The sequence below is a fragment of the Dellaglioa sp. CoH-56-MRSF-11 genome, assembly GCF_056782135.1.
On record NZ_JBXAYE010000004.1, the window covers coordinates 1 to 13,708 of the forward strand.

The following is a 13,708-nucleotide window of genomic DNA, read 5'->3' on the forward strand; positions in this document are numbered from 1 at the left end:
ATACTGGGATAAAGCCATTTAGAAACATATTAAATTTTATATTATTTCATCCGTCAACTTGACAGGGCCTAGTACATTGTTGAAACTTTTTTTCATTATTTAATGTATCGAACTGCGGTACCATATGCGGCAACTGATTGCATATCTTGACCAATTGAACCGGAATCAAAACGCATCATAACAACTGCATCAGCACCCATGCTTACTGCATTGTCGCGTAAACGATCAATAGCAGTATCTCTTGATTCAGCCATCATTTCTGTGTAGGCCTTAATTTCGCCACCGACAATATTTTTAAGACTGGCACCAATGTTTTTGATAACATTTTTAGATTGTGTTGTAAGGCCAAAAACTTCCCCAATTACTTCATATTCTCTACCCGGAATACTTTCCGTTGTAACGACTAGAATTTTATCTGACATCTATAAAACCTCCCTTTATTAGTATCTTCATAGTAACATAGTTACTTTATAAGAGACTGCAGATTTGAACTGATTATTTTGTCTCTTGGAGGACTTTAATTGTTTTAACTTTAACATTAGTTGTAGGTTTATCACTTGAATTAACTGCAACTGCGGCAATTTTATCAACAACATCCATCCCTTTGATAACTTGACCAAAGACAGTATAAGTACCATCAAGTGAAGGTGTGCCACCATTTTTGTATGCATCAATAATTTTTGACGGTGTGCCATCTTTAATATCAGCACTGGTACTTACATCTTGGTTATTTTGAACAATGTAGAATTGACTACCAATTGAATCAGGTTCTGACGTTTGTGCCATCGCTAAAGCACCACGGATGTGGTAAAGGTTACTTGAAATTTCAGCACCGAATGTATGACCATAAATACTTTCGCCACCAGTACCATCCCCTTTAGGATCGCCACCTTGAATCATAAATTCGTTAATAACACGATGGAAGAGGGTATTATTATAGTACCCTTTTTTACTATGAGTAATAAAATTCTTCACAGCTTTTGGTGCATATTCCGGGAATAATTTGATTTTGATATTTCCCTTTGTTGTCTGAATATCTACGACAGCTTCTTTTTTTGTTACTTTTGAACTAAGTTGTGGTAGTTCAACGTTTGACGCTACACTTGATGAAGAAGTAGTAGTTTCCGTATCATTTGTTGTTTCTGCATTTTGATGGTAGAAGAAGAACCCAATTCCCCCAAGAATAATGATAATAATTACTGCAATTAAACCAATCATTTTTTTGTTTTTCATATTAACCCCAAACTTTCTTTATTTAATTACTCTAGTTTAACGTACGAGGTAGAAGTTATACAAGTCTTAACTTAAACATCCAGTTTAGCGCTTGTATATAGTCATTATGATTGTTATATTTAACATATATAAATGGGGATGACTCACGGTTAAATGAGGATTTAATACTTATATGAACGTTATCAATTGTGAACGATATAAAAATTTACATAGTTAGAGGATTACAATACAATTATCGAAATGGATTAGTCAGATTTTGTATTGTTAAGAAAAGTAGTAGGGGGTTACGTTTTGTTAGTTGGTAATAAATTGGGAAATTTAGATTTATACATAGAAAAAATAATAAATAATGTCATGGCAAGAGATGTGACTCGTGTCACAGAATCGGGGATGGCATAATGGTAAAACAAAATAAGAAAGATAAAGAAAGATGGCGTCATCGGCATCCGTGGATTTTTAGAGTTATTGCAATATTTGGTGTTTTATTTTTATTAGGAGTTACGACGATAAGTATTTATATTGCGACAGTTATTAAGTCCGTGCCAACAGTTACAAGTCAGGAATTAATATCTGATGCCAGTTCAAATATGTATGATAAAGATGGCCAGTTAATTTGGTCTTCAGCGCTGAATAAACGAGTTTATGTTAAGTCAAAAGACATTCCTGAAACATATAGTAATCTGTTATTAGCAACAGAAGATCAAACATTTTACAAAGACGCGGGATTTTCGCCCTCCGGCTTATTTAATGCGGGACTTTCTTCCATTAAATCAGCTGTAGGTAAAGGGTCAGCTCGAGGTGGATCAAGTATTGAGCAACAGTTAATTAAATTAACTGTTTTTTCAACGAGTAATAAAGATCGGACTGTAGACCGGAAAATAAAAGAATTTTTCTTAGCGCAACAGTTATACCATAATTATAGTAAGAAACAGATTTTAGAGTTTTATGTTAATAAAATGAGTCTAGGCGAAGGATCATATGGGGCACAGACCATTTCAGAAACGTATTTTGGTAAAACTTTAAAACAATTGAGTATTAGTCAACAGGCAATTATAGCTGGATTGGGCCAAGCCCCTTCTACCTATAATTTATATTCAAACCCTAAAGCCGTTCAAACACGCCGAAATATAATATTAAAAACAGGGCTTGAGAATAAGGTAATTACAAAGAAACAATATAAAATTGCTGTCGCAGAATCAGTGACAAAAGATTTACAGAAACGCCATTGGATGGAAAATTCTGTTACAAAAAAAATTCTTGAAAATAATGCTTATGTTACTTCTGCCTTAGAACAAGTTAGCGATAAAGGGTACGATTTAGCTAAAACTCCATTACAAATTACAACAGCGCTTGATTCAAAGCAAAATGCGACTGTTAAAAAATTAGCTGATAATAAAAAATATTATCAAAATTCAGCAGAACAATCTGCAATTACAATTACAGATCCTAAAACGGGGAATATTGTTGCTCAATATGGTGGACGTCATCAAAAAACTGCCTTCAGTTATAATCGGGCAATTTCTACGCAGCGTTCGTCAGGATCAGGAATTAAGCCACTATTAGATTATGGCCCTGCTATTGAATACTTTGGGTGGGCAACCACACATGCCTTAGATGGCACTTCATATACTTATCCGGGAACTAATCTTGTTGCTCAGAATTTTGATAAAGTGAGTTATAAATCAATAACGATGCAAAACGCATTACGAGTTTCGGCTAATACACCAGCAATTAGAACGTTAAATACTGTTGGGAGTGCGAAGGCTAGCCAATTTTTAGCACAAGTAGGGATGGCTCAAAATAATGCACCTGCGGGGTCGCAGGCTATTGGACTCGATGTTTCTACCGAACAAATGGCGACAGCATATGGCACCGTTTCAAATGGCGGAACCTATCATGCGGCTCGTTACGTCACAAGTCTAAAATTTTCAGATAATAGTGTTAAAAAATATGAGGTAAATAGTAAACGTGCTATGAAGGCCTCAACAGCATTTATGCTAACGTCAATGATGGAAGGCGTACCTAATGCCGGTGGGACAGCGCCTTCTGCAAGAATTGATAATGTTCATCAGGCAATGAAGACAGGGACCGTCGGTTATTCTGCTTCATCGGGATTTCCAGCGAATGCAAATATGGATGTCTGGATGAATGGGTTCACTAAATCAACTTCTATTTCGATGTGGTTAGGGTATGATGAACCAATGAAAAAAGGACATTATATTACTGATGCTGCATCTGCAATGACAAATGTTAATTTATATCGTGACCTAATGGTACATTTTTCAAAAGAAAAGAATGCTGATAATAGTGAGTGGACAAAACCATCAACTGTTATACAATTGTCAGGAACTGGTCTTGCAGCTCAATATGAACCTAACGATAAAGTAGTAACGTTAGGCGTTAAAGAGCCAGAAAAAATTGATGTAAAAAAAGCTAAAATATATAAAACGTATTTGTCTAAAAAGATTGCTGAGGACACGTTAAAAATAAAATTAGAGGATCCTTCATATCACAAGAAACCTGAAGCATATAAAATTGGTTCATGGGAGCAGTCAACTCAGAAAAAATTAAATAATGTTCAGAAAAAATTAGACAAGGCTAATGATGGCATTAAGGCGGCTAAAGAGACGTTAGAGGGTGAATAAAAATGGAACCGAGATCAAGAGGGACAAAGCAAACAGGAAAAAAAACTGTTAACCGAGAAAATAAAGCAGATTTTAAACCAGAACAAGCTAGTCATAAATCGATACGACAATTTTTAAAGTGGGCGTATCGTATTTTGTTGTTTATTGCGGTTAGCTTGAGTATTTGGAGCGTCTATACGGTTATCAATCGGTATCAAATTAGTCTTGATTGGTCCAAAAATGATAATTCAAAATTAACAATGGCAAATCAAACGCCAGACTCACTCTACGACTCTAATGTTAAGTCTAAAGAAGCAAAACAAAAGTTTAATGAAATTTATGCAGATAGTTACAACATTAAAACAGAGGAGTTAACGACTAAAGCAACTTCAAGTGAAATGAAAAAATTAGATGATACATTATCAAATATTTCTAAGAATTCACGTGCTGATTACCAGACAAAATATGATAATTTATTAAAAAAAGTGAAAGTGAATTCATTATACCAAGATGTATTTGTTAAGGATGATGAACAAACAGTTAAAGTAAATGTGACCCCTGGAACGATTCAAAAATTGAATAATGAACAATTTGGGTACATTAATCAGTTATTGATTAATTCTTCAAATAAAGATCAATTTGCCAATCGAATTTATACACTACAAAAAAATTTGGCAAAAGATGCAATAGCAATAAACGGTGTAATGTCCATTGCCATGAAGACAGCCACGTATGACCCTTTGTCAGGTAATGTAGAAATCTTGAAAAAAAGTACAAGTCAGCAAATAGATGACTATACGAATGCTGTCAGTAAATTACACTATTCATGGAATAATCTTGCCTTTTTAAATCAAATTGAAGAAGTGATAGCTAAAGATTTAGCCACACAGACAGAGCAGTATCAGGTATTTGATGATTATAAAAAAGATCTTTCAGATAAGAAACAAGCCGATAAAAAGTTGGTTTCACTTGAAGAAACTTTATCTCATGCATTAAAAAAACAGGCTGAAGATAAGAAACAAGCTGAAATTTATATAAAAGTTCCTAAATTTGGATCTCAATCGGAAGCGCAAAAGTGGGCCAACAAAAACCATATAGAAATTGTATTTGTACAGAAATGGTCTGGGAAAAACATGATATTATCGGAGCCGAGTGAAGGAAACTTACTTAAGCGAACAGATAAATTAAAGGTAATTATCCAACACCAAAGTTATAAGGGAACTTCAGCAAATAAAATTTACTCGGGAGCAAGTAAAAAGTCATCCAGCGCATCAAGCCAGGAGGCAAAGGCAAGTTCTGTAGAAGAATCAAGTTCAACGGATGAAACAAGCTCTAGTTTAGAAGCCGACGCGTCATCAGATACAGCCGTAAGCAGTTCAGAATCAAGTGCTATTAGTAGTAGTACAAGCCAGGTAAGCAGTTCATCAGCTACTAAAATACAGTAAAAGTAGTTACAATACATTAAAATTGATGGTATTAAAATATATTACGAAAAAAAACTAAAAATATTCATATTATTTAGTTATACTAATGGAATATAAGACCGCTCAAAGTAGCAGATAAGATTATGATTTTCATTAAATTGGAAATGAAAGAGGAATAATATGAAATTATTGATGGTAGAGGATAATAAGGCAGTTTCTGAAATGATGTCGATGTTTTTTCAAAAAGAAAAATGGGACGTTCAGTACGCTTATGATGGTAATGATGCTGTTGCTATGTTTAATGAAGATCCGGATAGTTGGGATATGATTACGCTTGATTTGAATTTGCCTGGTATGGATGGCATGCAAGTCAGTTCTACGATTCGAAAAGTTTCAGCTAATGTCCCCATTATTATTTTAACGGCACGCGATACCGAAAGTGATCAAGTTCTTGGATTAGAAATGGGCGCAGATGATTATGTAACAAAGCCTTTTAGCCCAATAACATTGATTGCTAGAATTAAGGCCCTTCACCGCCGGGCAGAAAAACCAAGTGTTGGAACTGACGATGAAACAGAAAATGAAAGTACTAGTTTTGATATTGTCACAACTCACTTTAAATTAAGTACAGCTCGTCGAGAAGCATACTTACAAGACGTTTTAATTCATGATTTAACACCAAAAGAATTTGATTTGTTGAAAACGTTGGCCAATAAACCAAAACAAGTCTTTTCAAGAGAAAAACTATTGGAATTAGTTTGGGATTATGAATTTTTTGGTGATGAACGAACAGTTGATGCACATATTAAAAAATTACGTCAAAAAATTGAAAAAGTGGGTCCACAAGTTATTCAAACGGTGTGGGGTGTCGGTTATAAATTTGATGACTCAGGAGCTGGTTACTAATGAAGCTACTTTATCAGCAAATGTTAGCATTCTTCGCGGTTATTATTACATTGGTCATTGTATTTGGCGCTTTATTTTTAAATTTCACGAGTGATATGGTCTATAAAAATACATGGACACAATTGGAAGGTTACTCGGATAGTTTAATGTCAGAATCAATGGTTTTAAAAACAACCGATTCAAAAACGCAATTTAATTTAAACTTAAATAATTTAAGAAATGCAGAATTAATTTTAAAAACGCAAAATGTTCGATTTACTATTTATACTAAAAAATCTAAAATTATCTATCCTGATAATGCGGTACAGGACAATATTACAAGTGAGCAGTGGAAAAAATTGGAAAATGGTGAAGTTGTTCACCGTACACCGCATATTAATAGACAATTAAAAACAGATATGAAAGCAATTAATATGACCGATATTTTGAAACCTTATTTTTATAATGGTAAATTATATGCGGTTATATCGGTTGGAGCCAATGTTTCTAATATTCAATCCAATATGAGTCAAATGACTCAGAATTTGGTTATTGCGTTTATTGTCTCTGTTATCGCTGGAATTATTTTGAGTTATCTTTTAGCGAGATACTCTGTTTCTAGAATTAATCGATTGAGACGTGCAACTCGAATGGTTGCTGATGGTAATTTTGATGTGCATATCGAAAGTAGACATCGAGATGAAATAGATGATTTGGCACAAGATTTTGATGGCATGGTTTCTTCATTGAAAGAATCAGAGAAAGAAATAAAACGTCAAGAAGAACGTCGTAGACAATTTATGGCTGACGCTGCACACGAAATGCGTACACCGTTGACAACTATTAACGGACTACTTGAAGGGCTAGCATACGATGCAATTCCAGAAGAGAGCAAAGGGAAGAGCATTGAACTAATGCAAAGTGAAACTAAGCGATTAATCCGATTAGTCAATGAAAATTTAGACTATGAAAAAATTAGGACAAATCAAATTACGCTAGCACCAAGTAATTTTGATGCGGTTATTGTTTTGAATAACATCGTTGAACAACTAACAAAAAAAGCAATAGAAGCCGACGATAAGATTGAATTAAGTGTTCCTAAAAACTTAATGGTTTTTGCGGATTACGATCGATTTGTGCAAGTTATTTTTAACATTACGCAAAACGCCATTCAATTCACTCAATCAGGAACGATTCATATTTCAGCTGAACGTGGTTACCATGAAAGTATCTTTAGGATTACTGATACAGGTATTGGCATGACAAAAGACCAGCTAGAAAATATTTGGGAACGTTACTACAAGGCAGATCCATCTCGTAAGAGTACTAAGTACGGAGAATCAGGATTGGGATTATCAATTGTTCATCAATTAATGCAACTTCATAACGGAAAAGTTGAAGTGATGAGTACTGAAGGAAAAGGGACAACGTTTACATTGACGTTTCCAAATCAAGAAAATGAATAAATAGTTAAAAAATTATTAAAGAATGATTTCTATATACAAATAGAAATCGTTCTTTTTTGTGATATAGATGTAATTCTGTTACACTAAAAAGCGGTTAATAAGATTATTAACTAAGTTTAATATTACAAAATTGTTAGGTTAGTATGACATAGATGAATGCTAAACGGGGGAAAAAAAGTGTATACTATATTCATTCTAAGGGGGATGTGATAAATATGAGCCAAAAATGGCATGATTTAAAAGAAAATGAAGTTTTTATGTTTATCGTTCGAACTGCCTTTTATTTTATTGTATTGGCGATGCTAGTTTACCTGTATTCATTTAAAGGTATAAGTAATGGTACGTTTATCTATAATGAATTTTAAAGGAGAGCAAAGACATGATAAAAAATGTAATTAATCAAATTGATATGATCGCAATGTCCGATCCCAATCGCATTGTTTACAATGATTTGGGTGAGACAAATACTTATCAACAGTTAAAAGAAAAATCTGATGCATTAGCATTGCATTTGATTGAATTAAATTTAGATAATAAACGTCCAATTATGATATATGGAAATCAAAAATTTAATATGCTAGTGGCTTTTTTAGGAAGCGTTAAAGCAGGGCACGCATATATTCCAATTGATTCGCACTCACCAGCTGAGCGTTTAGAGTCAATTCAAGAAGTTGCGAAACCAGTCGCTTGTATAGCTGTAGCAGAATTACCTGAAGTTAAACTCGATGTACCTGTAATTTTATCAACTGAATTAACAGAAATTATTGAGAATAATCAAGGGGTAGAAGTTCCTGATCCTAGTTTCCAAGTAACTGGTAAAGATAACTTCTATATTATCTTTACATCTGGTACGACTGGACAGCCAAAAGGGGTTCAAATTAGTCATGATAACTTGATAAGTTACGTGAACTGGATGATAGAAGATTTCTCTCTACCAGAACATCCCAATAGTCTATCTCAGGCACCATACTCATTTGATTTATCAGTAATGGACTTGTATCCTACATTAACTATGGGTGGTAAGTTATCTGTTTTACCTCAAGAAGTGACGGATAATTTCAAAGTTCTTTTCCAAACGTTACCTACTCTGGACTTACAAGTTTGGGTTTCAACACCATCATTTATTGATATTTGTTTATTAGAACCAACGTTTGATGATAAACATTTACCAGATCTTAGTCGATTCTTATTTTGTGGTGAAGAATTAACTCACAAAACAGCTGCAGCATTGAAGCAAAGATTCCCAATGGCTAAGATATTTAATACGTATGGTCCTACGGAAGCAACAGTTGCGGTTTCGAGTGTTGAGATTACTGATGCTATTTTAGAACAATACCCACGATTACCAATTGGTTATGCCAAATCAGATACAAAGATGGTTGTAGTTAATCCAGAAAATGAACTAGTACCAAATGGTGATGAAGGTGAATTAATTATTGCTGGACCTAGTGTCTCAAAAGGTTATCTTAACAATCCTGAAAAAACGGCCAGTGCTTTTTTTGAAATGGATGGCGTAGCTGCCTATCGAACTGGTGATGCAGCAATCATAAATTCTGAAGGGATGTTGTTATATCGTGGACGAATTGATTTCCAGGTTAAACTACATGGTTACCGAATTGAATTAGAAGAAGTTGACCATCATGTGTCATCGCATCCATTTGTAAAACAAGCAATCACTATTCCAAAATATAATAAGGATCATAAAGTGGTTCAATTAATTGCGTATGTTGTTCAAAATGATAATCCAGTTGAACGAGACTCAGAATTAACAGTTGAAATTAAAAAATACTTGTTAGATACAATGATGTCATATATGATTCCACAGAAGTTTGTTTATGTTGATGTTTTACCATTAACGCAAAATGGTAAAATTGATCGGAAAACACTAATAAATGAGGTGAATGCTTAATGGTATCATTCCAACCTTATGTCAATCCGATGTACTTTCTATATCTTATTGTTGTTTTAATTCCAATTATTGTTGGTTTGCTTAATGGTAAAAGATTTAGATTGTATGAAACGTTAATTTCATTACTCTTTATTTTCTTAATATTTGGCGGTCCAAAACTTCACGAAGGCTTTAATTTACTTATTTATATAATTTTTGAAGTCTTACTTATCGGTTTATACATGAATTATCGTAGTAAGTATAATCAAACGTGGGTTTTTATTATGGCTGTCCTTTTAGCGATAGCACCATTATCCATCGTAAAAATAACACCAGCCATTAATAATGGTATACCATCAATTATTGGCTTTTTAGGAATTAGTTATTTAACGTTTAAAGCGGTTCAAATGATTATGGAATCGCGAGATGGTAGTATTAAGAAATTTGATTTGATGCTAACCTTACAATTTTTATTGTTTTTCCCAACTATCTCATCGGGACCAATCGATCGTTACAGACGGTTTGTTAAAGATTATCAAAATGTCCCAAGTCGAGAAAAATATTTAGAAATGTTACAAAAGGGTGTATTTTACATTTTCTTAGGTTTCTTATATAAATTTTTACTAGCATACCTATTTGGTACGATGCTGTTACCTCACGTCGCACGTATTGCATTACTAGACGGTGGTATATCGTGGGCCTTAGTTGGTTACATGTACACGTACAGTATGGATTTATTTTTTGATTTTGCTGGTTATAGTTTATTCGCAGTTGGTATCAGTTACTTTATGGGAATTGAAACACCTCCTAACTTTAATAGACCTTTCATCGCACACAATATTAAAGACTTTTGGAATCGTTGGCACATGACACTTTCATTCTGGTTCCGTGATTTTGTTTATATGAGATTAGTCTTTTTTATGATGAAACATAAATTAATTAAAAGTCGAATAACAACAGCTATTGTTGGTTATTTTGGATTATTCTTACTCATGGGATTTTGGCACGGGGTTACTTGGTATTACATTGCCTATGGCCTATTCCATGCGATAGCTATCGTCATTAATGATGCATGGCTCAGATTTAAAAAGAAACATAAAACCAGTATTCCAAGTAATAAATTTACAGAAATTTTTGCAATCTTTATTACGTTTAACATCGTTTGCTTAAGTTTCTTAATCTTTTCAGGATTTTTGGACAAACTATATTTTTCATAAAATAGATAATTAGAGGAGAATTGATATGAACACAAAAGATAAAGTTTTAGATATATTAGAAGAGACAACAGGTAGCGCAGAAGTTAGAAATAATTTAGATTTAAATGTTTTTGATGAAGGCCTATTAGATTCAATGGGTTCAATTCAATTAATCTTAGAATTACAAAATGAATTAGGTGTTGATATTCCAATTTCAGAGTTTGAACGTTCTGAGTGGGCAACACCAAATTTAATTATTGCAAAAGTAGAAAGCTTGATCTAAATGGGATTGAAAAAGAAGTTATTCATGATCATTGGGCCTGTTGTTTTGGCTGTTGCATTACTATTAGCCATACTACTTGCACCAGTCAATTATAATTTCAGTTCTGCAAAAACTGAAGAAAAAGCAGCAGTATCGCAATCTACTTTAATTTTAAAGGGCTCTGCTATTCGTCAAAAGGCATTAGATGATGGTTATGTGGCATTTATCGGTTCATCCGAATTTTCACGGATGGATTCGATGCATCCTTCAGTTTTAGCGAAAAAATATAATCGTTCATATCGTCCATTTTTAATGGGAACTGGTGGGACACAATCGCTTAATCATTATTTTTATTTACAAGGTATCAAAAATCAATTAAGAAATAAAAAAGCAGTTATGGTGGTATCACCACAATGGTTTGTTCCTAATGGTGTAAGAAAGCAGGTATTTAATAATTTTTATTCACCATTACAAACAACAGAGTGGTTACTATCTGCAAATGCTAACAGCCTGTCAGATCGTTATGCTGCCAACAGATTTATTACTTTAATGTCTGGTGAAGGAAATGAATCTGTACTGAATGCAATGCATAAAATTGCTGAAGGACAGTCGTTATCTGAAGCGGATGCTACGATGCTTCGCTTGAAATTAACGATTTTGAATCATGAAGATCAATTATTCTCAGGTTTTCCGATGGCCGATCGAACACAGACTATCGACAAACAAACTAAGAACCTTCCAGCAAAATATGATTTAAATAAATTAAATATTCTTGCCGGTAAATATGGTGCTAAATGGACAACCAATAATGATTTTGCAATCAAAAATAGTTATTGGGATAAAAATAAGCTTAACAAAAAAATTGGTAAGCTTGCAGGTACACAGACTAAATTAAATTATGATCATTCTGTTGAATTTTCAGATTTCCAATTAATTTTAAATCAGTTTGCTAAAGAACATACTGACGTCTTGTTTATTATTCCACCTGTAAACCAACGTTGGGCAAGTTATACTGGACTATCGTCGAAGATGCTAGCTAACTTTGATGGTAAGGTTACAAAGCAATTGAAATCCCAAGGATTTAATAAAATTGCTGATTTCAGTAAAGATGGTAATGAAGAATACTTCATGGAAGATACGATTCATTTAGGTTGGAAAGGTTGGGTTGCGGTTGATAGTTATGTGAACCCATTCCTGACTCAAAAACAAGTTAAACCTAAATATCATTTAAATAATTATTATTACTCAGAAGATTGGCAACAAGAATAAAAAATAATTGGAATAAACCCTTATTGCATATGCAATGAGGGTTTATTCTATTATAGGAGATTCTGCAAAGGGAATGATTTGCGGTTGAGTAAGTAACTCTGTCTGTTTAGTTGTGATAATAATGCTTAAATCTAATTGGCAGGTTAATTCTGTGACTAAATCAATGAAGAATCTTGTTTCTATTATTGAAAATTCATCAATTAAGCCTGATAAAATGATCACCGAATAATCGTTTAAGATAGCTCTAAAAATTAAAATAAGTGTTTCATCAAAGTGACTTAAATCAGTCGTTTTTTTGTTGATAAAATTCGGTGAATAGTGGTGAAAATATTGTCCATAAATTAATTTTGAAATAGTTTTATATGTTTTTTTGTGCTGTTTCTTAGATGTTAAACCCATATTTTGTGTGATAGTTAGATAAGGAACTATTAAGCTTAGTTCTTCAATTGTGATTAAAGTAACTAAATTTGAATTAATAAAGTCTTGATTTTCAAGTTGATTTACGAATTCAAATGATTTATCTAAAATGATTGAAACCGAATGGGTAGGGAATAATGAGGTTAATGATTGAGTTGTATTAGTGTATTTTTTTAGTTGCATTGTGATGCCTCCTATAATTTAATGAGATGAGTTACGGGTAGAGAATAAGACAGATAGGAATGAAATAAGGCTAATAGTTATACCGCCAGCAAATAGATATGCAGAATTAATGAATGATTCTTGCGAGATTAATGTACTAAATTGTACGTTTGTAGAGGAAATTAAAAAATTCCCATTAAAATTGGTTAATTTATGTGACAGTAATTCTAATAACTCAGAGGATATTTCTGAGGGAGAAAGTTGCATAGCTAATGAATGGGTTAGCCAATAAATATTTAGTTCTCTCAGCAATGAAGTATAGTTATTTTTAAAGAAGAAAATTAAAATTATCACTAAAATTAATGCTGCTATAAAGATAATAAGGACTTCAAGAGCGAATGCAAATGCGACTTTAGGCTGACTTTCGCCGATATTGTGTAAACTAAGATATTCGTTGATACGCTTGTTGATGATTTTTTTATAAACAACAATACTGATAGTAATACCCGCTATCAATAACCCAATAATAATAGGGTAGATTAGGCTGACTTGTTGTTTATGAATATCTGTTAAGACACTAAGTAAATTAGAACTAGATGTACTATTAACATTAATATGAGCAAGCATTTTTTTAAAACTTTTAAATGATTCAAATGAAATTTGATTAAATAATAAGTTTGAGAGACCGATTAGTATTGTGAAAAAAAATATGATAAATAACCCAACTGTTTGTTTCTTATGATAAAAAATACTAGATAATGATTGTAGAATTAAAGACATAATGACACCTCTTCGATTAATCTATATGACTAATTTTAAATAATAGTTATGAACATTATGTGAAGTTGTTTAGAATAAAAAAATAAACGTTACCGAAATTTA

Annotated in this window: 13 protein-coding genes; 9 read left to right on the forward strand and 4 right to left on the reverse strand. The window is 32.9% G+C overall.

Annotated features, from left to right (window positions below; genetic code table 11):
* Window positions 1-95: 95 nt before the first annotated feature.
* Entirely contained in the window at window positions 96-422 is a 327-nt protein-coding gene (locus tag AC1RPT_RS05170) for a heavy metal-binding domain-containing protein (protein WP_409022267.1), read from the reverse strand.
* 73 nt (window positions 423-495) lie between these two features.
* Window positions 496-1,233, reverse strand: a complete 738-nt coding sequence (locus AC1RPT_RS05175; protein ID WP_481761937.1) for a peptidylprolyl isomerase — start codon at window positions 1,231-1,233, stop codon at window positions 496-498.
* 398 nt (window positions 1,234-1,631) lie between these two features.
* Between AC1RPT_RS05175 and AC1RPT_RS05180 the strand changes: the two genes are divergently transcribed.
* From AC1RPT_RS05180 to dltD, 9 genes are all read left to right on the forward strand, one after another.
* Complete coding sequence (locus AC1RPT_RS05180) at window positions 1,632-3,878, forward strand: transglycosylase domain-containing protein (protein WP_481761936.1); 2,247 nt, start codon at window positions 1,632-1,634, stop codon at window positions 3,876-3,878.
* Between the two features lie 2 nt (window positions 3,879-3,880).
* Window positions 3,881-5,302 (forward strand): hypothetical protein, encoded by a 1,422-nt coding sequence (locus AC1RPT_RS05185; RefSeq protein ID WP_481761935.1) that lies wholly within the window; start codon window positions 3,881-3,883, stop codon window positions 5,300-5,302.
* Window positions 5,303-5,461: 159 nt separating this feature from the next.
* Window positions 5,462-6,187 (forward strand): response regulator transcription factor, encoded by a 726-nt coding sequence (locus AC1RPT_RS05190; protein ID WP_481761934.1) that lies wholly within the window; start codon window positions 5,462-5,464, stop codon window positions 6,185-6,187.
* Window positions 6,187-7,632 (forward strand): sensor histidine kinase, encoded by a 1,446-nt coding sequence (locus AC1RPT_RS05195; protein ID WP_481761933.1) that lies wholly within the window; start codon window positions 6,187-6,189, stop codon window positions 7,630-7,632. Before AC1RPT_RS05190 ends, AC1RPT_RS05195 begins: the two co-directional genes overlap by 1 nt.
* 215 nt (window positions 7,633-7,847) lie before the next feature.
* The gene (locus AC1RPT_RS05200; RefSeq protein ID WP_409022273.1) at window positions 7,848-7,997 is read left to right on the forward strand and encodes a teichoic acid D-Ala incorporation-associated protein DltX; all 150 of its coding nucleotides are present in this window, start codon (window positions 7,848-7,850) and stop codon (window positions 7,995-7,997) included.
* Between the two features lie 14 nt (window positions 7,998-8,011).
* Window positions 8,012-9,541, forward strand: a complete 1,530-nt coding sequence (dltA, locus tag AC1RPT_RS05205) for a D-alanine--poly(phosphoribitol) ligase subunit DltA (protein WP_481761931.1) — start codon at window positions 8,012-8,014, stop codon at window positions 9,539-9,541.
* On the forward strand, window positions 9,541-10,737 hold the full coding sequence (gene dltB / locus AC1RPT_RS05210; RefSeq protein WP_481761930.1) for a D-alanyl-lipoteichoic acid biosynthesis protein DltB: 1,197 nt from the start codon (window positions 9,541-9,543) through the stop codon (window positions 10,735-10,737). Before dltA ends, dltB begins: the two co-directional genes overlap by 1 nt.
* A 25-nt stretch (window positions 10,738-10,762) precedes the next feature.
* Window positions 10,763-10,999 (forward strand): D-alanine--poly(phosphoribitol) ligase subunit DltC, encoded by a 237-nt coding sequence (gene dltC / locus AC1RPT_RS05215; RefSeq protein WP_481761929.1) that lies wholly within the window; start codon window positions 10,763-10,765, stop codon window positions 10,997-10,999.
* A complete protein-coding gene (gene dltD / locus AC1RPT_RS05220; protein ID WP_481762190.1) occupies window positions 11,000-12,247 on the forward strand; it encodes a D-alanyl-lipoteichoic acid biosynthesis protein DltD in 1,248 nt (415 codons plus the stop codon). It begins immediately after the preceding gene.
* Window positions 12,248-12,289: 42 nt separating this feature from the next.
* Here the strand turns inward: dltD and AC1RPT_RS05225 are convergent, their stop codons facing one another.
* Window positions 12,290-12,847: a hypothetical protein gene (locus AC1RPT_RS05225; protein WP_481761927.1), complete on the reverse strand. Its 558-nt coding sequence runs from the start codon at window positions 12,845-12,847 to the stop codon at window positions 12,290-12,292.
* A gap of 18 nt (window positions 12,848-12,865) precedes the next feature.
* Window positions 12,866-13,606, reverse strand: a complete 741-nt coding sequence (locus tag AC1RPT_RS05230; RefSeq protein WP_481761926.1) for a hypothetical protein — start codon at window positions 13,604-13,606, stop codon at window positions 12,866-12,868.
* Window positions 13,607-13,708: the final 102 nt, after the last annotated feature.

What these genes read in the sequence shown, in the direction of transcription:
- AC1RPT_RS05225 (WP_481761927.1), bottom strand. Translation starts at nt 12,847, where the DNA reads ATGCAACTAAAAAAATACACTAATACAACTCAATCATTAACCTCATTA.
- AC1RPT_RS05230 (WP_481761926.1), bottom strand. Translation starts at nt 13,606, where the DNA reads ATGTCTTTAATTCTACAATCATTATCTAGTATTTTTTATCATAAGAAA.
- dltC (WP_481761929.1), top strand. Translation starts at nt 10,763, where the DNA reads ATGAACACAAAAGATAAAGTTTTAGATATATTAGAAGAGACAACAGGT.
- AC1RPT_RS05170 (WP_409022267.1), bottom strand. Translation starts at nt 422, where the DNA reads ATGTCAGATAAAATTCTAGTCGTTACAACGGAAAGTATTCCGGGTAGA.
- dltD (WP_481762190.1), top strand. Translation starts at nt 11,000, where the DNA reads ATGGGATTGAAAAAGAAGTTATTCATGATCATTGGGCCTGTTGTTTTG.
- dltB (WP_481761930.1), top strand. Translation starts at nt 9,541, where the DNA reads ATGGTATCATTCCAACCTTATGTCAATCCGATGTACTTTCTATATCTT.
- AC1RPT_RS05190 (WP_481761934.1), top strand. Translation starts at nt 5,462, where the DNA reads ATGAAATTATTGATGGTAGAGGATAATAAGGCAGTTTCTGAAATGATG.
- dltA (WP_481761931.1), top strand. Translation starts at nt 8,012, where the DNA reads ATGATAAAAAATGTAATTAATCAAATTGATATGATCGCAATGTCCGAT.
- AC1RPT_RS05195 (WP_481761933.1), top strand. Translation starts at nt 6,187, where the DNA reads ATGAAGCTACTTTATCAGCAAATGTTAGCATTCTTCGCGGTTATTATT.
- AC1RPT_RS05185 (WP_481761935.1), top strand. Translation starts at nt 3,881, where the DNA reads ATGGAACCGAGATCAAGAGGGACAAAGCAAACAGGAAAAAAAACTGTT.
- AC1RPT_RS05175 (WP_481761937.1), bottom strand. Translation starts at nt 1,233, where the DNA reads ATGAAAAACAAAAAAATGATTGGTTTAATTGCAGTAATTATTATCATT.
- AC1RPT_RS05180 (WP_481761936.1), top strand. Translation starts at nt 1,632, where the DNA reads ATGGTAAAACAAAATAAGAAAGATAAAGAAAGATGGCGTCATCGGCAT.
- AC1RPT_RS05200 (WP_409022273.1), top strand. Translation starts at nt 7,848, where the DNA reads ATGAGCCAAAAATGGCATGATTTAAAAGAAAATGAAGTTTTTATGTTT.